13 protein-coding genes are annotated in these 23,650 nt (G+C 67.8%); 5 read left to right on the top strand and 8 right to left on the bottom strand.

Features of this window, described 5'->3' with window-relative positions; translation table 11 throughout:
* Nucleotides 1–146: 146 nt before the first annotated feature.
* Together AAHH99_RS19735 and AAHH99_RS19730 are read right to left on the bottom strand one after the other, a co-directional pair.
* The gene (locus AAHH99_RS19735; RefSeq protein WP_418770180.1) at nt 147–1,883 is read right to left on the bottom strand and encodes an ABC transporter ATP-binding protein; all 1,737 of its coding nucleotides are present in this window, start codon (nt 1,881–1,883) and stop codon (nt 147–149) included.
* A complete protein-coding gene (locus AAHH99_RS19730) occupies nt 1,880–3,706 on the bottom strand; it encodes an ABC transporter ATP-binding protein (protein ID WP_418770179.1) in 1,827 nt (608 codons plus the stop codon). Before AAHH99_RS19730 ends, AAHH99_RS19735 begins: the two co-directional genes overlap by 4 nt.
* Before the next feature lie 123 nt (nt 3,707–3,829).
* Here AAHH99_RS19730 and AAHH99_RS19725 point away from each other — a divergent pair, with 123 nt between their 5' ends.
* Nucleotides 3,830–4,690 carry an LLM class F420-dependent oxidoreductase gene (locus tag AAHH99_RS19725; RefSeq protein WP_418770178.1) on the top strand — a complete coding sequence of 287 codons (861 nt, stop codon included), beginning with the start codon at nt 3,830–3,832 and terminating at the stop codon, nt 4,688–4,690.
* 4 nt (nt 4,691–4,694) lie between these two features.
* Here AAHH99_RS19725 and AAHH99_RS19720 read toward each other — a convergent pair whose 3' ends face one another.
* Nucleotides 4,695–8,180, bottom strand: coding sequence for an amino acid adenylation domain-containing protein (locus AAHH99_RS19720; RefSeq protein ID WP_418770177.1), 3,486 nt, complete (start codon nt 8,178–8,180; stop codon nt 4,695–4,697).
* A gap of 102 nt (nt 8,181–8,282) precedes the next feature.
* Here AAHH99_RS19720 and AAHH99_RS19715 point away from each other — a divergent pair, with 102 nt between their 5' ends.
* Complete coding sequence (locus AAHH99_RS19715) at nt 8,283–9,965, top strand: (2,3-dihydroxybenzoyl)adenylate synthase (protein WP_418770176.1); 1,683 nt, start codon at nt 8,283–8,285, stop codon at nt 9,963–9,965.
* Between the two features lie 88 nt (nt 9,966–10,053).
* On the opposite strand, the gene AAHH99_RS19710 is transcribed toward AAHH99_RS19715, so the two are convergent.
* The 4 genes from AAHH99_RS19710 to hemW all read right to left on the bottom strand — a co-directional run bounded on the left by AAHH99_RS19710 (nt 10,054) and on the right by hemW (nt 17,912).
* Nucleotides 10,054–15,237 carry an SDR family NAD(P)-dependent oxidoreductase gene (locus AAHH99_RS19710; protein ID WP_418770175.1) on the bottom strand — a complete coding sequence of 1,728 codons (5,184 nt, stop codon included), beginning with the start codon at nt 15,235–15,237 and terminating at the stop codon, nt 10,054–10,056.
* A 181-nt stretch (nt 15,238–15,418) separates the two neighbouring features.
* Nucleotides 15,419–16,126 (bottom strand): hypothetical protein, encoded by a 708-nt coding sequence (locus AAHH99_RS19705; RefSeq protein WP_418770174.1) that lies wholly within the window; start codon nt 16,124–16,126, stop codon nt 15,419–15,421.
* Complete coding sequence (locus AAHH99_RS19700) at nt 16,123–16,638, bottom strand: sigma-70 family RNA polymerase sigma factor (RefSeq protein WP_418770173.1); 516 nt, start codon at nt 16,636–16,638, stop codon at nt 16,123–16,125. The genes AAHH99_RS19705 and AAHH99_RS19700 overlap by 4 nt, the downstream gene beginning before the upstream one ends.
* Nucleotides 16,639–16,772: 134 nt before the next feature.
* Entirely contained in the window at nt 16,773–17,912 is a 1,140-nt protein-coding gene (gene hemW / locus AAHH99_RS19695; RefSeq protein WP_418770292.1) for a radical SAM family heme chaperone HemW, read from the bottom strand.
* Between the two features lie 356 nt (nt 17,913–18,268).
* Between hemW and AAHH99_RS19690 the strand changes: the two genes are divergently transcribed.
* Genes AAHH99_RS19690 through AAHH99_RS19680 form a run of 3 tightly spaced genes read left to right on the top strand, consistent with a single transcriptional unit; the run spans nt 18,269 to nt 21,376 of the window.
* Nucleotides 18,269–19,951, top strand: a complete 1,683-nt coding sequence (locus AAHH99_RS19690) for a nitrite/sulfite reductase (RefSeq protein WP_418770172.1) — start codon at nt 18,269–18,271, stop codon at nt 19,949–19,951.
* Nucleotides 19,952–19,968: 17 nt separating this feature from the next.
* On the top strand, nt 19,969–20,661 hold the full coding sequence (locus AAHH99_RS19685) for a phosphoadenylyl-sulfate reductase (RefSeq protein WP_418770291.1): 693 nt from the start codon (nt 19,969–19,971) through the stop codon (nt 20,659–20,661).
* 7 nt (nt 20,662–20,668) lie between these two features.
* Nucleotides 20,669–21,376: a sirohydrochlorin chelatase gene (locus tag AAHH99_RS19680; RefSeq protein WP_418770170.1), complete on the top strand. Its 708-nt coding sequence runs from the start codon at nt 20,669–20,671 to the stop codon at nt 21,374–21,376.
* 20 nt (nt 21,377–21,396) lie between these two features.
* Here AAHH99_RS19680 and AAHH99_RS19675 read toward each other — a convergent pair whose 3' ends face one another.
* Nucleotides 21,397–23,217: an ATP-dependent nuclease gene (locus AAHH99_RS19675; protein WP_418770169.1), complete on the bottom strand. Its 1,821-nt coding sequence runs from the start codon at nt 23,215–23,217 to the stop codon at nt 21,397–21,399.
* Nucleotides 23,218–23,650: the final 433 nt, after the last annotated feature.

The following is a 23,650-nucleotide window of genomic DNA, read 5'->3' as shown; positions in this document are numbered from 1 at the left end:
CGCAGGCTGTCCTAAATCGGAAGTGAGGTTACCCTATCCTTCGCGCCCCGGACACGCCTACGTCGCCCCTCCGCTAAGGGGCATCCCGGTCCTGTCCGCTTCGCCGCTTCGCGTAGCTCTACCCATTCTGACGTGCGCGAACGCAGTTATCGTTCCGCGGCTGCCATCACCCACCCGCTGGCGGCGACGCGTTGATTCCAGAACTGCGCGTACTGGCCGCCGCGGGCCATCAGCTCGGCATGGCTGCCCTGGTCCTCGACCGAGCCGTCGGCGGACAGCACGACGATGTTGTCGGCGGCGGTGACCGTGGACAGCTTGTGTGCGATCACGACGACGGTGCTGTGTTGGGCCAACGTTCGGATGGACTCGGCGACGTGATGTTCGTTCTCCGGGTCCAGCGCGCTGGTCGCCTCGTCGAACAGCACGATGGGCGCGTTCTTGACCAGCGCCCGCGCGATCGACACCCGCTGCCGTTCGCCGCCCGAGAGTGCCGAACCGCCTTCACCGACCCGGGTCTGCCAGCCGTCGGGCAGGCGCTCGACGACCGACAACAGGCCCGCGGTGCGCGCGGCTTCCACGATGGCGGCGTCGTCGGCGTCGGGCCGACCGATGCGGATGTTCTCCCACAGCGTGTCGTCGAACAGATACACGTCCTGGAAGACCAGCGACAGTTGCGCCATCAGGTCGGCGGTCAGCTGGTCCCGCACGTCCACGCCGCCGACCCGGACCACGCCGCCGTCGACGTCATAGAAGCGCGCGATCAGCTTGGTGATCGTCGACTTACCCGAGCCCGACGGGCCGACCATCGCGGTCATGGTGCCCGGTTCGGCGACGAAACTGACGTCCGTGAGCACCTTGCGGTCCGAGTAGCCGAACGCGACGCGGTCGAGCTCGACGCGCCCAGGCGCCGGAAGCGTGCTCGCGGTGGCCGGCTCTGTCAACGACGGGGTGTCCAGGATGGAGGTGATGCGCTCCAGCTCGGCGGTCGCCAGCCTGACCGCGGACCCGAGTTCGGCCAGCTGCGACAGCGGTGAGGCGAACCGGGCGGCGAGCCCGAGGATGGCCACCAGCGTGACGGGGTTGATGTCGCCCTGGACCGCGACCCACACACCCGCCGCGATCAGCGCCGAGAAAACCGCCTGCACCGCAACGCCGTTCAGCAGCAGCCCGGTCACCGACTGCCACAAGGCAGCGCGTCCGGCGCGATGCTGGGTCTGCAGCGCGTCGCCCAGGGGCGTGTAGTCGGCCCCGGTGCGTCCGAAGGCCCGCAGCACGGGTTGGTAGCGCGCGAACTCGATCACCCGATTGTTGACCTCGATCGCCGCATCGTGCGTGCGCACCTCGGCGCCGGCGATCAGCCGGGAGGCGAACCGCCCGCACATCACCAGCAGCACACCGCCGATTAGAGCGACGAGCCCGATCCGCCAGTCGAAGTAGAACAGGCCGGCCACCACGGTCACCGCGCTGACGGTGTTGACCACCAGCGGGGTGACCAGGTTGCCGCCGCTGGTGCCGACGAAAACCGTTCCCTTGACCGCGATCTGAGAGACCTTGCCGACCGTCTCACGGCTGAACCAGCCCAGCGGCAGGGTCACCATGTGGTCGCCGAGCCGGTGGTGCAGCAGCCGCATCGTGGTCAGCGCCATGCGGATCGCGAGTTTGGCTTGAACGTAGCTGAGCACCGACGCGACCAGCACGGTAACCGCCATCAGGCCCAGCCAGCGGCCGGTGGCGGCGTAGTCGCCGTCGAACAGCGAGACCGTCACCGGCACCAGCAGCAGCATCACCAGGCCGTGCAGGATTCCGTAGACGGTCACCACCGCCAGGAAGCTGAACATCCGGCCCCGCTGCGGGCCGAGGATCTGCAGAAAGCCCCGGATCATCGGGCCACCTCCCATTCCCGTGCGTGCCCTGCGGTGTAGGACTGCCACATGCGCGCGTACTGCCCGCCCGCGGCGAGCAGCTCGTCATGCCTGCCTTGTTCGACGGCGCGTCCCTGATCCAGCACGACCACGTTGTCGGCGGACACGATCGAGCCGAGCCGGTGCGCGATGACCAGCACGGTGCGCCCGACGATCAGCCGCGACAACGCCTCTTGGATTTGGGCCTCCGAATCGGGGTCGGCGAACGCGGTCGCCTCGTCGAGCACCAGGATCGGCGTATCGGCCAGCACGGCGCGCGCGATGCTCACGCGCTGAGCTTCGCCACCGGAGAAGTGCGCGTCCTCGTCGATGACGGAGTCGTATCCCCTTGGCAGCTGCAGGATCCGGTCGTGGATGCGAGCGGCCTTGGCCGCCGCGACGACGTCCTCTTCGGTGGCGCCGGCGCGGCCGAGGCGGATGTTGTCGGCGACGCTGATGCCGAGCAGTTGCACGTCCTGCAGCACGAACCCGACGTGCCGGTACAGCTCGGCGGGCGCGATGTCGCGGACGTCGACATCACCGACGCGGATCGCGCCCGCGGTGACGTCGTGAAAGCGCGGCACGAGCGTGGCCAGCGTCGACTTGCCGCTGCCCGACGGCCCGACCAGCGCGGTGATGGTCCCGGCTTCAAGTGTGAGCGACACGTCGTGCAGGACGGTGTTCTCGCCGTCGTAGGAGAACCGGACATCTTCGAATCGGATCGAATTGTCCTGCGGTACCTGCGGTTCGCGCGCGACGGGCAGCACGGGTGTGTCCAGCAGGCGCTGTAGGCGCCCGGCGGCGGCCGCGGCCTGGCGTTTGATGTGCGTGGAGTAGCCGACGGTCAGCACGGCCGCCGGGATGGTCACCGCGACCAGCGTCGAGCCCAGCACCTCGATCGGGCTGACCCAGCCGCTGCGGACGAACCAGAATCCGCCGGCCAGGTTGGCCAGTAGCAGCACCGGGGTGTCGATGAAGACCGACGACACCGCCTTGACCCGAACCAGCGGTCCGATCCATCCCGCGAAGCTCTCGTTGAACTCGTCGGCGGCGTCGGCGAAACGCTTGTGCGCCTTGCCGGCCTGGCCGAACGTCTTGACCACTGACACCCCGGCGATGAACTCGACGATGGTGGCGCTGATCCGTTCGACGCCCTGGTCGAGCCGTTCCATCTGCGTTCGGGAGTCGCGCCCCAGCGCGAGGTAGATGCCGATGTAGAACGGCACGGTGGCCATTGCCAGCAGGCCCAGCCGCCAGTCGAGGTAGAAGCAGTAGATGAGGCCGAACAGCGGGGTGGCCAGCGCCCCGGTGTTCTCCACCGCCGAATGGGCGACCAGGAAGTGCAGTTCGCCGACGTCGTTCTGGACGGCCTTGTTCACCTCGCCCGACGACTTGCTGCCGAACCAGCCCAGCGGCAACCGGCCCAGCTTGTCGACGATCCGCAGCCGCAACGACCGCTGCAGATCCACGTCGGCGAAGTGGGTGATCGTGAGCGCAGCACCGCCGGCGAGCGTGCGTACCAGCAGCGCGACGACCACGATGGCGACGACGGTCCAGAGCCTGGCGGTGTCCGGCGGCCCGTCGGCGAGCAGTTCACGCCCGATCTCCACGATGCCGATGAACGGCACGATCGTCGCCGCCGAGGCCAGCAGCTGGTACCGCTGCGCCCGCGACGAACGCGCCCGGGTGGGCGCGAGCAGCTGCTGCAGCGCGAGCTTGTCGTAGGTGGCTGCGCGCTTGGCTGCATCGGCCGCGGTTTCGGGGGAACCCGTCTCGATGGCGGGCGCGGGTTGCACAGCGGTCATGCACCCTCCAGGTCTAGCGGTGGGTAAGGGTCGCCTAACCCTACCGGTCGCCTATGAGGCGGCGGTCGCTACGTAACGTGAAAGGCATCGATTACGGGCTCACACCTTTCGAAGGGATCGTTCATGGACCTGGCAGGCGTCGGTATCTGGAGTTCGCAGTTGCGCTACGGCGATCAGGGTGAAGCGGCCGAAGCCGCCGCGGAGCTGGAGGACCTCGGGTTCTCGGCCCTGTGGATCCCCGACGTGGGCGGGCCGGTCCTCGATTCGGTGGACAACCTGCTCTCGGCGACGAAGCAGGTGGTGATCGCCACCGGAATCCTCAACCTCTGGATGCACGAGCCCGCCGACGTGGCCGCTCGCTACGCGTCGCTGACCGACACCCACGGCGAACGCTTCCTGTTGGGCATCGGGGTCAGCCATGCCCCGCTGATCGATTCGAAGGAACCGGGGCTCTACCGCAAGCCACTCGCGGCGACCCGTAAGTACCTCGACGATATCGATGCGGCTCCCCAGCCGGTTCCGGTCGCCAACCGGGTACTCGCGGCCCTGGGCCCCAAGATGCTCGAACTCTCCGCGACCAGGGCGCGCGGCGCTCACCCCTATCTGGTCACCCCGGATCACACGCGCTACGCCCGCGAGCAGCTCGGCGAGGGTCCGCTGCTGCTCCCCGAGCAGACGGTGCTGCTCACCACCGACGCCAGCGAGGCCCGCGCACTCGGAACCGATTGGCTGCGTTCGTATCTGGCGTTGCCCAACTATGCCAACAACCTGTTGCGGTCGGGCTTCACCGAAAAGGACGTGGCGACGGTCAGCGACCGGTTGTTCGACGCGATCATCGCCTGGGGCGACGAACAGACCGTGCTGGACCGCGTTCAGCAGCACCACGACGCCGGTGCCGACCACGTGTGCGTGCAGGTGCTGACCGCCGACCCGCGTGAGTTCCCGCGCGATAAGTGGCGACGGCTGGCCAGTGCCCTTCGCTGAGGCCCTAGGCTGACGATTCGAGCTCGGACAGCACCGCGGCGCTGTCCATCTGCGCGACCTCCAGGTAGACCTCGGCGACGGCGTTGAGCCGCTCGCCGTCGGGTTCGCGGCCGAGGAGTCGTTCGGCGAGTTTGGCGACGCACCGGGCGGCGAACATGTCGGTGACCAACACCGTCGGGGTGTCCAGCCAGTCGCGCACCCGGGCGATCACCTGGGTGGCCAGGACGGAATCCCCTCCGAGGGAGAAGAAGTCGTCGTCCACACCCACGCGCACGTCGTCATCGACATCGAGCACGTCTGCGACGATCGCCACCAACGCCGACTCCAACGGTGTGGCCGGCGCCCGGTACTCCTGGGCCGCAGGCGGTTCCACGTCAGCGAGCAGCCGGGCCGCGGCCTTGCGGTCGATCTTGCCGTTGACGGTGAACGGGATGCGGTCGGACACCGCGATGATCTTCGGGATCATGTGGGCGGCCACGAGATCGGTCATGGCCTGGGTGACCGTCCGCGCGTCGACCGCGGGGTCGTCGGTGCGCACCAACGCCGCGAGCACATCGCGTTCGCCGGGAATGACGGCGGCGACCGCGGCGTCGATTCCGGCGACCCGCTTCAGCGCGGCCTCGACCTCACCGAGTTCGATGCGGTAGCCGCTGATCTTGACCCGGTGGTCGACACGGCCGACGAACTCCAGTGTCCCGTCGGGAAGGTAGCGGACGAGATCGCCGGTGCGGTACCAGGTTCGGCCGTCGTGCTCGACGAACTTCTCGGCCGTCAAGTCGGGTCGCCCGCGGTATCCGCGCGCGATGCCGCGGCCGGTGAACCACAGTTCGCCGGGCACCCAGTCGGGGCAGTCCGATCCGTCGGCGGCCACCACGCGGCAGGAGTTATTCGGGAATGGGGTGCCGTAGGGCACCGACGTCCAGTACGCGGGCGGATCGTCGACCTCGCAGATCGTGCCGTGCACCGCGGTCTCGGTCGCTCCGCCCAAACCGGCGGCGCGGACGCCCGGAGCCGAGTTGCGCAGTGCCCGAATCAGTTCCGGTCGCACCCAGTCGCCGCCGAGCAGCACCACCCGCAAGCTGGTCAACCGGTCACCGCCGACCTCGAGCAGCATGTCGAGCCATCCGGGCATCCAGTTCAGGAACGTCACCCTGTGCTGCTGGATCAACCGCGCCCAGGTGTCCGGATCGCGGCGCTGATCCTCGTCGACCACCACGACCGCGCCGCCTGCGCGCAGAAGCGCGAAGATCTCCAGCACCGACATGTCGGCTTCCAACGAGGCCAGCGCCAGGCTGCGATCGCCCCGGTGCAGGCTGAAGTGCTCGGAGACGAACTCGATGGTGTTCATCACCGCGTCGTGGGTGAGCTCCACGCCCTTGGGCTCGCCGGTCGAACCCGAGGTGAACAGCACGTAGGCAAGCGAATTCGGGTCGGTTTGGACCGGTTGCGTGTCGGTGTCGCGGGTGATCGCGTCGGCGACGGCGATGACCGGCACACCGGTGTCGTTCGTCTGCGCGCTGCCGCATACGAGCACCGCGGCCACCGCGCTCGACTCGAGAATCCGCGCGGTGCGCTCGGCGGGTTGGTCCGCGCCGATCGGGAGATACGCGCCGCCCGCCGCGAGGATGCCGAGTACCGCGGGAATCTGTTCGGCGCACTTGGGACCGATCAGTGCGACGAGGTCACCGGGGCGAACACCGTTGTCGCGCAACGTTGCAGCCACGCCCAGGGCCCGGTCTCGAAGCTCCCCGTAGGTCAGCTCGCAGTCGCGGCTGAACACCGCAGGGGCGTCGGGGTCGGCGAGCGCTCGGTTGAAGAACCCGTCGTGGATCGTCTCTGCGCTCGGCGGCGCCGTGGTGCTGTTGACCGCCTGCCGGACGGCTCGTTGCGCCTCGGGCACCGCGGACGGATCGGGTGCGTCCCATGCGGCGTCGTCGGTTGCGAGCCGGGTCAGCTCGGCGAGGTGGTAGGCGAACATCTCGTCGGCGACACCGGGCCGAAACGCGTCGACGCGCACATCCCAGTTGATCATCAGGCCGTCGACGAGCGGGGTCGCCTGCGCGTCGATGAGCACCTGCGGGCCTTGCGAGATGGTCCACACCGGTGCCCCGAACTGGTCGGTGACCTCGCCGGCGAACAGGTCGCCGAGCCCCAGTGCGCTGGTGTAGACGATCGGTGCCAGCACCTGGTTGCCGCGGTGGCGCCCGAGGTCGCGCAACACCGAAAGGCCCGAGTATCCCGAGTGCCGTGCGGTGTTGTGCAGGGTCTCCTGCACGGCGCGTGCCCGCTGTGCGGGCGTGCGGGCTTCGGTGAGGTCGATGTCGAGCATCAACGAGGACGTGAAGCAGCCCACGAGTTTCTCGACGTCGGGATGGAACGGCTCACGGCCGAACATCGGCAGGTTCAGCAGGAACCGCGAACCGCTCGACCAGCGCGCCAGCGCATGGGAATACGACGCCGCGACGGCCATTGCGGGCGTGATGCCACGGCGGTGCGCGGCGGCGAAAAGGGCGTCGCGCGTCGGCACGTCGAAGATGTGCCAGAGCCGCACGCTGCGCCGGGGGTCGTCCTGTTCGGCAGGCGGAATCAGCGGCAGCGCCGGCGATTCGGGAAGTTCAGGGATGCGCTCGGCCCACCACCGGACATCCTCGTCGGAGGGGCCCGGATCGGCCGCGGCCAGCGCGGCGCGGTACTCCCGGTAGGTGTAGCCCAGGTCGGGAAGATCGCCGCCGCGGTAGAACACCGCGAGGTCGGCCATGAACTTGCGGTAGCTCACCGCGTCGGCGGCGTTCATGTCCATGTCGACGTGCAGCCGGGTGCGACCGTCGGGGCGCAGCGTCAGGCTCAACTCGAGTACGTCGCCGTCGAGGATCTGGTGCGATTTCTCGTGCCGGATGGACTCGAGTCGCCGCTCGGCGGCCTCGGCGTCCAGGTCGCGCAGGTCGTGGACCGTCACGGGCAGGCCGCGGTCACCGATGCGCTGCGTGCCGTCCGGAAGGATCTCGATCCGCAACATCGGGTGACGCGCAACGAGTTTGGTGGCCGCGTGCTGTAGCCGCTCGGGGTCGACGCCGGCACCGTCGAATTCGACGTACAGGTGCGCGGCCACGCCGCCGAGCTGCTGATCGTCGTTGCGGCCCAACCACATCGCGTGCTGCATGGGCGCCAACGGGAAGGGTTCGTTCTCGTTGCCGGTTTGCGTGGGCTCGGCCGTCGGTTCGGCGCTGCCGCCACCGGACCGCTCGGTCACCAGTGCCGACCATGCCGCCACGGTGGGGTTCTCCGCGAGAGCGGCGAAGTTGATGTCCATGCCCTGTTTGCGCCACCGGCCGGACAGCGACATCATGCGGATCGAGTCGAGTCCAGAGGCGATCAGGTCGGCGTTCGGATCGACCTCGTCGGGGCTCACCCCGAGGAGTTCGGCGACCTCCTCGCGGACGGTGCGATCGGTCGTTCGCTCTGTCGACGAACCAGTCTCACCCACACCCACGACGCGTCCTCCGGATTAGTACAGGCTGCCCTAACTAACGCGGGGCACGCTACCTTATATGCGACCTACCGAACACACCTACCCCAAGGGGTCGCATCCTTCATGAGCACCGGTTTCGAGCAGCGCTCACAAGCAGATCAGCCGCTTCAGGAAGGCGGGCTCGGCGACCTCATGACGGGTTTCGTGCCGTTCCCCGCAAACCGCGCCGACGAGTACCGCCGCGCGGGCTACTGGACCGATGAACCACTCGAGTCGATCCTCAAAGATGCGGTCGCCGCGTGGCCCGATCGGACCGCCGTCATCGACGAGCACGTCAGCTACACGTTCGCCGAACTCGATGCCCGCGCCGAGCGGATCGCGGCGGCGCTGGCCGACCGCGGCATCGTCCCCGGCGACCGCATGATGCTGCAGTTGCCGAACACCTGCGAGTTCGCCGTGGCGCTGTTCGGTGTGCTGCGTGCGGGTGTCGTTCCGGTGATGTGCCTGCCGGGGCACAGGTCGGCGGAGCTGAACCATTTCGCCGCGGTCAGCGGTGCGGTGGGCCTGATCGTGCCCGATTCGGTCGGCGGGTTCGACTACCGCGAGCTGGCCGAGGAACTCGTCATGGACAACCCGGCGATGCGCCACGTGTTCGTGCACGGCGACCCGGGCCAGTTCCAATCCTGGTCCGCGCTGGCCGATTTCGACGGTCCCCTGGCCCAGCGGCCGCCGGTCGACCCCGATGCGCCCGCCCTCCTTCTGGTGTCGGGTGGCACCACGGGTCTGCCGAAGCTCATCGCCCGCACCCATAACGACTACCTGTACACCGCCAGGACGAGCGCGCAGGAGTGTCACCTCACCGGCGACGATGTCTACCTCGTGGTGTTGCCCGCAGGGCACAATTTCCCGCTGGCGTGCCCGGGACTGCTGGGGTCGATGACCGTCGGCGCGACATCGGTTTTCACCACCGACGCCAGTCCGGAGGCCGCCTTCGCGCTGATCGACCGGCACAAGGTCACGGTCACCGCGCTGGTCAACGCGCTGGCCAAGGTGTGGACGCAGGCGTGCGAGTGGGAGCCGGTGCTGCCGACGGGGTTGCGGCTCGTCCAGGTCGGCGGTTCGCGGATGACACCGCAGGAGGCCGAGTACATCCTGTCCGGGCTCACGCCTGGGCTGCAGCAGATCTTCGGCATGGCCGAGGGCATGCTGAACTTCACCCGACCCGGCGATCCGGTCGACGTCGTGGTCAACACCCAGGGCAGGCCGATGTCGCTGCACGACGAGATGCGCGTGGTCGACGAGTCCGGCGCGCAGGTGGCGCCCGGTGAGGAAGGCGAGCTGCTGGTGCGGGGCCCCTACACGCTCAACGGCTACTACCGCGCCGAGGAGGCGAATGCGCGCTCGTTCACCCCGGACGGCTTCTACCGCAGCGGTGACCGCGTGCGGATCTTCGCCGACGGTCCGCGCGCCGGCTACGTCGAGGTGACGGGTCGCATCAAGGACGTCATCCACCGCGGCGGTGAGACGGTGTCAGCGTCGGATCTCGAAGAGCATCTGTTCGCACACCCGGCGGTCTACACCGCGGCGGCGGTGGCGCTGCCCGACGAGTTTCTCGGCGAAAAGATCTGCGCCGCAGTCGTGTTCAAGGGCGCCCCGATCACCCTGGCCGAGCTCAACCAGTTCCTCGACGAGCGGGGGGTTTCGGCGCACTGCAGGCCCGACGTGCTGGCGCCGCTGCCCACGCTGCCCAAGACCGCTGTCGGCAAGGTCGACAAGAAGAAGGTCGTCGCCCAATTGACGTCGTGACGCGAGCTTGAACGCGCCGCCGAATCTGAAGAACTGCAGCAAATACTGGCGGCTTTTCGTGCAAACCTTCGGTTTCGGCCGGCGCCGGTCAGGACACCTCGACCGTCTCCGCACCCTCCGGTACGCCGAGCAGCTCGACGAGGCGTTCGGAGACCGCCGCCACCGTCGGGTATTCCCACAGCAGTGTCGGCGGCAACGACAACCCGGTCTGCTTCTCCAGTTGCTTGAGCAGCCCTACCGTCATGATCGAGTCCACGCCGACCTCCACCAGCGGCAAACCGGTGTCGACGTCGGCCTCGGCCACGCCCAGCTGTGCGGCCACGGCGGCGGTGACGACCTGGGCGACGCATTCGGGGTCGGCGTCCACCAGGCTCAGCTCCGGCGCATCGTCGCCTCCGGGAGCATCGAGTTCCGTCGGCGCGACGTCGGCCAGCATCGGTACCGACGCTGCCGCCGGAAGGAGCGGCAGCACAACGACGTTCGGATCGTCGTGGCGCATCGCCAGGTCGAGTGCCCGCATCGCCTCGTCCGCCCCGATGGTGTCCATGCCCAGCGCGTCCAGTTGCGCCGCCACGAACCCGGACGTCGAGCCCATGCCCAGGCCCCGCCATGCGGTCCAGGCGACGCTGACGGTGCGGTCACCGAGCGCCCGCCGATGGCGCGCCATTCCGTCGAGGAACGAGTTCGCGCATGCGTACGCGCCCTGGCCGGGGAAGCCGGCGAGGTAGCCGCACGACGAGAACAGAACCAGCCAGTCCAACTGTTCGGGCGGGAACACCTCGTGGAGGGTCAGAGTCCCGTCGACCTTGGGACGCATCGCCGAGGTGAAGTCCTCGGGCGTCGTGTTGACCAGCAGCGCACCCGCTTCGACACCGGCGGCGTGGATCACCCCGCGCACCGGAGGCAGGTCGCGCAGCGCGGTGCGCAGCGCGTCGGCCGCCCCTGCCGCGGCGATGTCCAACGCCACCACGCGCACGGACACACCGCGCTCCTCGAGTGCGGTGACCGTGTGGACCAGACCAGAATCCGGTTGCCACTCACAGCGGTCGGGCATACCGCTGCGGGAAAGCAAGACCAGTCGCCGCGCGCCGATGTCGGCGAGCCGCTGCGCCATCCGCAAGCCGAGCGCTCCGGTGCCGCCGGTGATGACATACGTGCCGCCGGCCGAGCATTGCATCGGCGCTCCGGTCCCCCGCCCTGCCGCGGAGAGCCGCGCCGAATGGGCCGCACCGTCGCGGAAGGCCACGACCGGTTGGCCCTGCACCGAGGAGAGCACCCCGACCGGCAGTTCGGCTGTGGCGACGTCGATCACGCCGCCGAAGGTCTTCGGGTGTTCGGCGGCGGCGACCCTTGCCAAACCCCACAGCGGTGCGTGCACCACGTTCGCGCCCTCGTACACGCCCTGCGTGAGCACCCACATCCGCGCCTTGGCGCCGTGGTCGAGCAGCCCGCGCAGCGTCTGCGTCACCACAGCGACTGACTGTTCCGGTGTGTCGTGCGCGCTCGGAAGCACCAGCACGACGGTGTCACGGTCGAACGGCTCGGCCGCAGAGGCGATTTCGGCCGTATCACCGTAGAGCGCATGGGGCACCTCGGCAACCGACAGGTCTCGCGTCACGAAGTCGCGGGTGGCGGCGTCTCCGCCGACGACCACGACCGCCCCGGGCCGGCTGTCGACCTGCCACGGCACCGGTTGCCACGAGAGCCGGTGCAGCATCCGAGATACATCGCTGCCGGAAGGGTTCTCGAGCTCCTCGAACGACATGCCCGTGAGCGAGGCGAGGACCTTGCCGGACTCTTCGGCGAGCAACACGTCGGTCGTGGTGGTGCCGGGCCTGCGCCGTACATGCAGCAGCACCACGGCCGGCGGTCGGCCGTGCACCTGCACGCGGTCGATGTGGGCGGGCATCCGCAGTCGCGGTGGCCCGTCGAACACCGTGGAGGCCGCCGAGGTCGCCGCGTCCAGCAGCGGGGCCCAGGTGTCCGGCGTCGCCCGGTCCCCGCGCGCGGCGACCCGGGCGACCAGTTCGCCGTCTCCGCCGTGCAGTTCGAGGATCTCCCAATCGAATCCCATTGCGGCCACACCCAGTGTCGCGAGCGTGTCCACGACATGGTTCGACGGCAACAGGTCACGGCAGCCGTCGCGCGCGGACGACTCGTCGAACACCTCCCCGAGGAGGTCTTCGATGTCGTCATCGGCCGCGACCACCGCGCTGCTGTGGGTCAACCAGCCGCCGTCGACGGTGTCCTCGTCGTCGTCGACGACGCGTGTGGCCAGCGTCAGCCCGCGGTCCTGCAGGACCACCTGCACGTCGCGGGCGCGTCCCGGCGCCACCGGGGTGCGCAGCCGGACGTCGACGAGGTCCCTGCCCGCGCGGTCACAACGCGTGTCCAGCTCGTTGGCGGCACCGAGGAAGGTGTTGATGATGACGGCGGCGGGCACGATTTCGGTGCCCTTCACCGGGTGGTCGCCCGGATACGGACGGGATTCAAGGTCCACGCGCGTCTGCCACATCTTGGAGGCGACCGCACCGGTCACCTCGATCCGGCCGCCGAGCAGGGTGTGGGTGTCGACGTCGTGCACACCTCGGCCGCCGGGTGGAGGGGTGGGAGTGCGCCAGAAGTGGCGGTGGTGCCACTGCGTCACCGGGAGATCGGCCACCCAGGACACCGACGACAGCTGGTGCTGCACCGGAGCACCGTGGCAGTGCAGTGCGGCGACCGCCGTTGCCACCGAATGCATCTGGGGGCGCTCACGACGTAACAGCGGGACGACGGCGTGCTGGTCAGCGCCGGCTGTCGTGAGCGTCTCGACGATCGAGTGCGCCACCACCGGGTGCGCCGACACCTCGAGGAACAGCCGATGCCCGTCCTCGATGGCCGCCGAGACGGCTTCGGCGAACCGCACCCGGTCGCGCAGGTTGGCCACCCAGTAGTGCTGATCGCGTGGTGCCACCGAGCGGGGGTTGGCCAACGCCGTTGTGTAGAGCGGAATCTCGGGTGTGCGCGACGGCGGAAGCGAAGCGGTGAGGCGTCCGAGCTCGCCGGTCAGCGCGTCCATCGCGGGGCTGTGGAAAGCGACGTCGGTGTTGACGCGACGTAGCATGAAGCCTTGCTCGGTCCACTCCTGGCAGACGTCGTCGACCGCATCGACCGTGCCCGATATCACCGTCGACTCCAGCGACGCGCTGATCGCCGCCACCACGTCGGCCCGCCCGGCCAACCGCCGCTCGGCTTCGGCGAACGGGAGCCGCACGAGCGCCATCGCGCCCTTGCCCATCACCGACCGGAAACCGCGGGCGCGGTAGCACGCCACCGCGGCACCGACGGTGAGATCGAAAACCCCTGCGGTGACACAGGCCGCGACCTCACCGACCGAGTGTCCGATGACCGCCGCCGGAGTGACGCCGCGCGCACGCAGCATCGCGGCCAGACCCACCTGCATCGCGAACGTCAGCGCCTGCACCTGGTCGGTGCCGCCGAGCTCTCCCGTGGTCAGCGCCTGGCGCGCCGAGAATCCCAGCTCCACGGTGAACACCGGATCGATCGTGTCGATCACCGTGGCGAATTCCGGTGCCGCCGTGAGCAGTTCGCCACCCATACCGGCCCAGTGTGAGCCGTGACCGGAGAACACCCAGACCGCGCCGTTGACCACGGCAGGCAGCACCGTACCGGTCACCACGGATGGGTCAGGGACGTCTTCGGCCAGTGCGGTCAACGCGGCGGCCGCACCGTCGGCGTCGTCGGCCACCACGGCGGCCCTGGCCGGTTCGTGTGAACGCCGCGTCCACAGCGTCGCCGCGACTTCCTCGATCGGGACGGGGTGGTCTCGCAGGTATTGCGCGAGCGCACCCGCCTGGGTGCGCAACCGGGCGACGTTGCGCGCCGAGACAGGAATGATCGCCGGAAGTCGTTGCACGGGTGGACTTTGCGCCGCCGGTTGCGCGTCGGGCGCCTCCTCGAGGAGCACGTGGGCGATCGTTCCGCCGTAGCCGTAACTGCACACCGCGGCCCGCCGCGGCGCACCGTCGGAACTGTCCCAGGGTTCGACCCGCGTCGGCACCCGCAGGCCGCTGTTGGCCCAGTCGACGGCCGGAGTCAACGAGGTGACACCCGCCGTCGGAGGGATGGTCCGATGATGCAGTGCCAACGCGGCTTTGATGAGTCCCACCACTCCGGCGCCGCCTTCGAGGTGGCCGACGTTGGGCTTCACCGACCCGATCCTGCACGGCGCATCGGCGGGCCGGTCGGCCCCGTAGACCGACGCGAGCGCCCCGACCTCGGTGGGGTCACCAGACGGGGTGCCGGTGCCGTGCGCCTCGACGAAACCGACGCTCGCGGGCGCGATGCCGGCGAATTGGCATGCGCGCCGGAACATGTCGGCCTGCGCGTCGCCGTTGGGCGACATGATGCCGACGGTGCGCCCGTCCTGCGCCACCGCGCCGCCCCGCACGACCGCGTACACGTGGTCGCCGTCGCGCACCGCGTCGGCGAGGCGTTTGAGCACCACCACGCCTGCGCCTTCGCCGCGCCCGTAGCCGTCGGCCGAGGCGTCGAAGGTCTTGCACCTGCCGTCGGGCGCGGTCGCGCCTGCCACGTCGAGCACCCGGGTCAGACCCGGTCCGATCAAGGCGCTGACCCCGCCGGCCAGCGCCAGCGACGTCTCACCGGCATTGAGCATCTGGCACGCCTGGTGCACCGCGACCAGCGAGGCCGCGCACGCCGCGTCGAGGGCGACGCTGGGGCCGCGCAGGTCGAGCAGGTGTGAGACACGGTTGGCGATGCCGCACAGCGACGTGCCGATGCCGGTCCAGGCTTCGATGCCCGATAGGTCTTCCATGATCAGCTTGCCGTAGTCGTCGGAGTTGACGCCCATCAGCACCGCGGTGTCGCTGCCCGCCAACGACTTCGGCGGAACGCCAGCGTGCTCGAGCGCCTCCCAGCTCACCTCGAGCGCCAACCGCTGTTGGGGGTCCATCAGCTCGGCCTCGCGCGGTGAGACCCCGAAGAATTCGGCGTCGAACCCGGCTAGGTCGTCGAGGAACGTTCCCCACCGGGTGACGTCCTTGAGCACCGCCGCGTTGCGGGGATCGCGTTGGAGGTACGGCTCCCAGCGCTCCGGCGGGACCTCGCGGACGTCGCTGCCGCCGTCGAGCAGGAAGTTCCAGAACTGTTCCGGCGTGCCGATCGCACCGGCCACGCGGCAACCGATCCCGATGATCGCGACCGCGTCGGGGCGTGCGGAATCCTCGGATGGGGCGGTATCGGTCACGTCAGCTGAGTCCCAAAGCCTGGATAGCCTTGCCTAAGAAGCCACACGCCATGGCCGCAATACTGGCATAACCGGGCTCATTTGTGGAACCTACGAAGGCTTCACGAACGTGGTGCCGATCACGTTCGAATTAGCTTGCCGTGACGTCAATCCGCCGACGGTTTGGGGCGCGTCCGAGCCGTCACAAGGTGCGGACAGCCAGCGGTTCGTCGCTGCCCGACACCCGGATGTCGATGCTGCGGATCTCGGCGGTGGGGATGCTGGTGGCCGCGGACAATCCGGTCGCCTCGTCACCCGCGGGGCGCCACGAACCCACGGCCGTCTGGACGCCGTCGCGCGTGGTCACCACGATGTCGTAGCTGTCGACGTCGCGGGCCCAGTCCTTGGTGTACTCGCAGGCCCAGTTGAGCTCGGTGCCCCACTTCTTCTCGGTGACCGCCAGCTGCGCGGTCAGGCCCTGACGCTGACCGGGCTGCATCGGCTCCATCGCCACCGTCTGCACCGACGACGTGCGCGGAAAGACCGTCGCGCCCACGACGCCCCCGACAACCGCGAGGGCCGCCGCAACCGCGATGGTCGCCGCGAGCATCGAGCGCCGTGAGCGCCGTTGCCGCTTGGCGGCGGCCTGCGCCAGTGAGGCGACGTCGGCGGAGTGATCAGCGGCGGGAGCATCGTCCAGATCGATCAGCGCCGCGGCCTCGTCGCGGCTGAGCGCGTCAAGGATCGCGGGCATCTCGGCGAGGTCGGTCAGCTCCGCGGCGCGCGCCGGGTTCGCAGCGAGGTAGTCCTCGTAGGTGCGACGTTCCTCAAGGCTCAGCGCGCCGAGGACGTAGGCCGCATCCCATTCCGCGAGGTTGTCGTCGGGTGTCCGGTCGAACTTGTCGCTCATTGGACAACCCCCCTTTCCTGCAGCGCAATCCGCAACGCGCGCAACCCGTAATGAAGCCTGGACTTGACGGTGCCCGGTGCGACCCGCTCGTGCTCGGCGATGTCGGCGACAGTCTGCCCGAGGTAGTAGGCGCGCACGATCGCCGTTCGATGGTCGGCGCTGAGCGATTTCAGCGCCTCGGTGAGCACCCACTTGTCGACCGCGGGACCGATCGCGTCGAGAGAGGGCCGCTCGGGCAGGTCGTCGGTCTGCAGTTCCCGGCTGAAGCGCGCGCTGCGCCGGTCGTCGATGACGAGGTTGCGTGCGACGGTGAACAGCCACGCCCGCGCGGCGTCACCCGGCTGCTGCAGGATCTCGGGTTTGCGCCACAGCCGCAGCAGCGCTTCCTGCACCACGTCCTCGGCGAACGGCATGTCACCGCGGGTCAGCCGCAGCACGTATCGCAGCAGCGCCTGGCTGTGCTCGTCGTGGATCGCGCGCAGCAACTCGGCCTGCGCGGGGTCGGGAGTCATCGCTCATCCACCGCGGTCGTCATCGCTGGTCACAACGATGTCCATCGGACAATCGTTCAACGCCCGGCCCGCGAACGTGAGCTTATGCGCGAGAAATCGCCGAATCTTCGAGCACAAGCTCACGTTGGGCGCGGTCAGTCCAGCAGATCGCGGACCACCGCGTCGGCCAGCAGCCTGCCGTGGTCGGTGAGCACCAAACGGTCCCCGGCGCGGCTCAACAGCCCGTCGGCGACCGCAACGTCGGCGCGCTCCCGCTCGGGCGCACTGAGCACGTTCGTCGGCAGCCCGTCGCGCAACCGCACCCGCAGCATCACGTCCTCGATGTGCAGGGTTCCGGCGTCGAGGTGCTCGTAATCGGCCACCGGCAGTCGACCATCGGCCAGGGTCTGGGCGTACGCGCTCGGATGCTTGACGTTCCACCAGCGCACGGAGTCGACGAAACCGTGCGCGCCCGGTCCCGCACCCCACCACTGGCCGCCGTTCCAGTAGCCGATGTTGTGTTGGCACTCACCGCCGGGCCTGCTCCAGTTCGAGACCTCGTACCAGGCGAAACCGGCGCCGGCCAAGCGCGCGTCGAGCAGCTCGTAGCGGCGGGCCAGCACGTCGTCGTCGGTCGGTAGGAGCTCGCCGCGGCGCACCCGCCGGGCCATCGCCGTGCCGTCCTCGATGACCAGCGCGTACGCCGAGACATGGTCTACGCCGGCCTCGACGACGGTGTCGACCGAGCGCAGCAGGTCGTCGTCGGACTCCCCCGGCGTGCCGTAGATCAGGTCGAGGTTGACGTGGTCGAACCCGGCCGCACGGGCCTCCCGCGCCGCGGCGAGCGCCCGGCCCGGCGAGTGTTTCCGGTCGAGGACCGCCAACACATGCGCAGCCGCCGACTGCATGCCCAGCGAGATCCGGTTGTATCCGGCCGCCAGCAGCTGGTCGAACAGCAGTGGAGACGTCGACTCCGGGTTGGCTTCCGTGGTGACCTCGGCACCCGCCGCCAGCGGGAAGTGCGGCCGCACGGCGTCGAGAACCGCGGCCAGCCCGGGCCCGCCCAGCAGCGACGGTGTGCCACCGCCGACGAACACGCTGTTGACCTCAGGGGTGCGGCCCAGGTGCGCAGCCGCCTGCGCCAACTCGATCCGCAGCGCCGCAAGCCACCCGTCCGGGTTGGCGCCGCCCAGCTCGCCGGGCGTGTAGGTGTTGAAGTCGCAGTAGCCGCAGCGGGTCGCGCAGAACGGCACGTGGATGTAGATGCCGAACGGCCGCCCCTGCGCGGGGGTCATCGGCGGCAGCACCGCCGCGGATGCGGCGTCACCGGGCGCTTCGGTTCGAACGGTCACCCAGCCAGTTTCCCAGACCGCGGTTTTGCTCGCCGTGAGCGCAAATCTCGTCCGGTTAGGGCAGGTGCGGCGATTCGTGGCACAATGGCCGACGTGACTGCCCCCCGCATCTTCCCCAAGCGTGTATCGCTGGTGGTGCGTCGGCACGTCGACTTCAAGCGCGTGTGTACGTGTTGCTGTCTGCCTTGACGCGCTTGATCTAGACCCAGCCCACCCGTACTTCAGCTGGCCGCCGGATCTGCGCCGCCGGACAGCCCCGGCGATGACGCGCGATCCGGCTCCTCAAAGGAGCCAAAACCATGACCACCGCGGAATCCAAGCCGAAGCCCGCTAAAAAGACACGTGCCGAAGGGCAGTGGGCGCTCGGTTACCGCGAGCCGCTCAACGCCAACGAGCAGTTCAAGAAGGACGACGATGCGCTCAACGTGCGCGCCCGCATCCTCGACATCTATTCCAAGCAGGGCTTCGAGAGCATCGACAAGCAGGACCTGCGCGGCCGCATGCGCTGGATGGGTCTCTACACGCAGCGCGAACAGGGCTACGACGGCACCTGGACCGGCGACGAGAACGCCGACCTTCTGGAGGCCAAGTACTTCATGATGCGGGTGCGCTGCGACGGCGGCGCGCTCAGCGCCGCGGCGCTGCGCACCATCGGCGAGATCTCCAGCGAGTTCGCCCGCGACACCGCCGACATCAGCGACCGCGAGAACGTGCAGTACCACTGGATCCGCATCGAGGACGTGCCGCAGATCTGGGAGCGGCTTGCCGCGGTCGGGCTGCAGACCACCGAGGCGTGCGGCGACTGCCCGCGTGTGGTGTTGGGCGGCCCGTTGTCCGGCGAGTCCCTCGACGAGGTCCTCGACCCAAGCTGGGCCGTCGACGAGATCGTGCGCCGCTACATCGGCAACCCCGCGTTCTCGAACCTGCCGCGCAAGTACAAGACCGCGATCTCCGGCCTGCAGGACGTCGCCCACGAGGTCAACGACGTCGCGTTCATCGGGGTGAACCACCCCGAGCACGGGCCCGGCCTGGACCTGTGGGTGGGCGGCGGCCTGTCCACCAACCCGATGCTCGCCCAGCGCCTCGGTGCGTGGGTGCCGCTGGAAGAGGTCCCCGACGTCTGGGAGGGCGTCACCTCGGTCTTCCGCGACTACGGCTATCGGCGGCTGCGCAGCAAGGCGCGGTTGAAGTTCTTGATCAAGGACTGGGGTGTAGAGAAATTCCGTGAAGTTCTCGAACAGGAGTACCTGGGCCGCAAGCTGATCGACGGGCCGGCGCCCGAACCGGTCAAGCACCCGATCGACCACGTCGGTATCCAGAAGCTGAAGAACGGGCTCAACGCCGTCGGCGTCGCGCCGATCGCGGGCCGTGTGTCGGGCACCATCCTGACCAAGGTGGCCGACCTCGCCGAGGCGGCCGGCTCGGACCGGATCCGGCTGACGCCGTACCAGAAGCTGGTCATCCTCGACGTCGCCGACGACAAACTCGACGAGCTGGTCGCGGGCCTCGACGCGCTGGGCCTGCCGTCGCGGCCGTCGGCATGGCGTAAGAATCTGATGGCCTGCACCGGCATCGAATACTGCAAGCTCTCGTTCGCCGAGACGCGCAACCGCGCGCAGGTCCTGGTCCCCGAGCTGGAGAAGCGGCTCGAGGACATCAACGCGCAACTCGACGTGCCGATCACGGTCAACATCAACGGCTGCCCGAACTCGTGCGCACGCATCCAGGTCGCCGACATCGGGTTCAAGGGCCAGATGGTCGACGACGGTGACGGCAACTCGGTCGAGGGTTTCCAGGTGCACCTGGGCGGCAGCCTGGGCCTGGACAGCGGTTTCGGGCGCAAGCTGCGCCAGCACAAAGTGCTTGCCACCGAGCTCGGTGACTACATCGACAGGGTCGTTCGCAATTTCGTGAAACAACGAGAGCAGGGCGAGCGTTTCGCTACGTGGGCCATACGAGCAGACGAGGCGGACTTGCGGTGACTAGCGACAACACGGTGATGAACGAGATGGAACTGCAGGCACTGGCCGAGCGTGGTGCTGCCGAACTCGAGGGTGCGAGCGCACACGACCTGCTGCGCTGGACCGACGAGAACTTCGGTGGCGATTACGTGGTGGCGTCGAACATGCAGGACGCCGTGTTGATCGACCTGGCCGCCAAGGTGCGTCCGGGAGTGGACATCCTGTTCCTCGACACCGGTTACCACTTCGTCGAGACGATCGGCACCCGCGATGCCGTCGAGGCGGTCTACGACGTCAACATCGTCAACGTCACCGCCGAGAAGAGCGTGGCCGAGCAGAACGAGTTGTTCGGCAAGGACCTGTTCGCCCGCGAGCCCAACGAGTGCTGCCGCATGCGCAAGGTCGAGCCGCTTTCGGCGGCGCTGCACGGCTACTCGGCCTGGGTGACCGGCATCCGCCGCGTCGAGGCGCCCACGCGCGCCAACGCGCCGTTCATCAGCTGGGACAAGGCGTTCGGGCTGGTGAAGATAAACCCGTTGGCGGCCTGGACCGACGAGGACATGCAGAACTACATCGACACCCACGGTGTGCTGGTCAATCCGCTCGTCTACGAGGGCTATCCGTCGATCGGCTGCGCACCGTGCACGGCCAAGCCCGTCGAAGGCGCCGATCCACGCAGCGGCCGCTGGGCAGGCACCGGCAAGATCGAATGCGGGCTGCACGCATCGTGAGGTCACTGTGACCCTCGTGCTGACCGCGCACGGCAGCGCCGACCCACGCTCGGCGGCGGTGACGCATGCGGTGGCAGGCCGGATCCGGCGTCTGCGTCCGTGGCTCGACGTGCGTCCGGCGTTCCTGGAACAGAACGGCCCCAGCCTGCTCGACACTCTGAGCGGGCTGCACGCCCCGGCCGTGGTCGTACCGTTCCTGCTGGCCAGTGCATTTCACGCGCGGGTCGACATCCCTTCGGTCGTCGAGCAGTCGGGCGCGGTGGTCGATCGCGCCGAGGTGCTCGGCGAGGACCCGGCGCTGTTGACCGTGCTGCGGCAGCGGCTGGCCGAGCTCGGGGTCTCACCCGACGACGACGGCCTCGGCGTCCTCGTCGTCGCGGTCGGCTCGTCACATCCCGCCGCGAACGCCAGGACCGCCACGGTCGCTGAGTCTCTGCGCTCTGGAACACGCTGGGCGGGAGCCGAAGTCGCGTTCGCCACCGGACCGTATGCGGGTATCGCCGAAACCGCCGAGCGCCTGCGTGCCCGCGGGGCCCGACGCCTTGTCATCGCTCCGTGGTTCTTGGCGCACGGCCGGATCACCGATCGTGTCGCCGAATACGCTGGGGCTCAAGGTATTGCGATGGCCGAACCACTCGGGTCGCACAACCTCGTCGCGGCGACGGTAATGGACCGGTACGACGCGATCACCGCCCGCGCCGCGGCCGCCGCCTGAGTCAGATGCGTTGACGGCGGTCAAAGAGGCTGGCGTGACTCTTGTTTGACAATTCGTTCGACCCAGTCAACAAGCTGCCTCATCGGGTATGGTGGTGCCGCGTGTTCCTCAAACCACTCTTGAACTAGGACGCCCGGTATATGTGGGGCGAGCTTACCGGTCCTAGGGCGGTCCGAATTCCATCCCTTAGACCCCATCCAAGCTGCTAGCTTTTCATATGCACCCTCGTCCTCCTGAAGCGCCACCGCGAACTGAGAATCGATCACCTTTTGTCCGCTCGGACCCAATCTCTCGACCAGTTCGTCGACGCCAAAAGAATCTAGTAGGAGGCCTTCCAGGTCTGAGCTAAGTACGAACGCGTCGTACTTCGCGAGGATTCGATTCAATCTTCGCTGTTGTGCAACAGCGCGGGGAAGAGAGGACACGTGCTGGTCGGCGAGCTTGCGTAGTTCGTCCACGTCGCCAGACGTCGGTCTTGTTCGCCGTTCCGAAAGGACATCCGGGAGCACCCTGTGTCCATCCCTGGTGGAGAGCCCATCTCGATCGGAAAGCACGTAGGAACGTACGCCAAAGTGCTCCGCCAGCTGAACTAGATACTTCATCTTTCCGAGGCCTTGCGCTTCGATCACAGTGACGCCGAGTGCGTAGTGGCCCCCGGGGAAACCGCAAGCGCGAGTGAGCAACTTTTCTACTACTGCGAAGTCTCCTTCCCCTTCGACGAGGATAACCGCGTTTGCGAACACCAATTCGCTATTGCTGCCCGAACAATAGCGACTTAGTCGACCTGCGTCTGTCGGTTCTAACCGCGGCCGCTTCCACTCATGGTTAGTGCCGCCGTGCTGGAGGGGTATTCGTGCAACTTGACCGATATTGAACGAATCGACGAGCACAGAGCTGTGCGTTGTTACGAATGTTTGTGCGGACGCGGAGATATCTCCGATAATCTTCGCCATGGCACGCTGCGTTTGCGGATGAAGGAAAGCCTCCGGCTCCTCGATTGCAAATGTGACGTTTGCGCCAGCTTGAGACTCGCGACTCGCTACATAACGAAGTATGCCGAGAACGAGAGCCGACTGGAAGCCCGTGCCCCTCTCAGCGACGGAAACACTGACGTCCCCAGTGCTGTGTATTACGGCTGACTCGAGAAGCCCTCGAAGTGCGAATCGCGAATCCGGCAATCGGAACTCTACCGAGTTCTCGCGGAACGGTAAGTCTGCGGCGATTGATTGGGCCGACTCGTTCATAACCGTTCGCACCAGATCAGCCACTGGCTTGATCTTGCCTGCGAATTCCTTTTGCAGATTGGTGCTGCGAGCGGACCCGCTTCGGATCAAGATGGCTTCCAGTGTGTCCAGAAGTCGTTCCAACGACTGACTCTCACCTTGATCGCCGTCCGCCCCGACACGAACTGATGGGATCTTCACGAAGTGAAATCGCTCGAGCACTTCGTGGTAGAACTGCCTGGAGTCTTCTGCGGTAGCATCGCGCGATGCGCGATAGCTCAATCCACCTCCGCGACTACATCGAATGCTTACCCATATCCGACCGTCGTTTCGCAAGATTGGCGCGAAAACTTCTTCTTCAGAGGGATTCAATTCGTCGAACCAAACTTGTATGGACGACAGCGTTCTCGGCCCCAGTTCGGAGTAGTACTTATGGAGAGGAAGCATATCGACTAGCGCAGCACCGTCAGGGCCGCTAAAGAACACTTCGAGGAGCCTGATGAGCGAAGACTTCCCGGAGTTGTTCGGCCCAGCGATCAACTGGAGCCTTTTGTCTACATCCATCTTGAGCTGCTCGAAGCAGAGAAACTTGTCTATCTCGATGCGGCATATTCGCATGTCCGTCGCCCGTGATCGTCGTCGTAGTCGTCTGCCGAATATACAAGAGGAACACGGCGATTCCGCCTGGCTCGGAGACCCCGGCTGGGGAAAGGTTGCGCAGGGAATGGAGCCTTAACTCGGTTGCCGGGACGGATAAAGGTCCGTAGCCAATGGACGTACTCGCGCTAAAGGCCTTCCCCTGTACCGCTTAGCTGTTCATCACTGGCGCCAACTCTGCGTCGGGCTCGCTCCTCCAGAACTCGTGCCGAGTAGCAGCCGTGTCACGCGTTTCGCACTACCGAACTCTAGATAGGTAACAACGCTGTCATGGAAGTTGGGGCGCAATCTTCCTGTCGACGGTCCCTCCACGACCGCTGCGTCGACTGCGCGCCGCTCCCGCTGGCCACGAGAGCGAATTTGAGGTGAGATAGCGGCATCCTCAACGTCCGAA

The organism is Mycobacterium neumannii, from assembly GCF_048452905.1.
GTDB lineage: Bacteria > Actinomycetota > Actinomycetes > Mycobacteriales > Mycobacteriaceae > Mycobacterium > Mycobacterium neumannii_B.
Note: the sequence above shows the minus strand (reverse complement) of the source record. Positions and strands in the feature narration are given on the sequence as shown.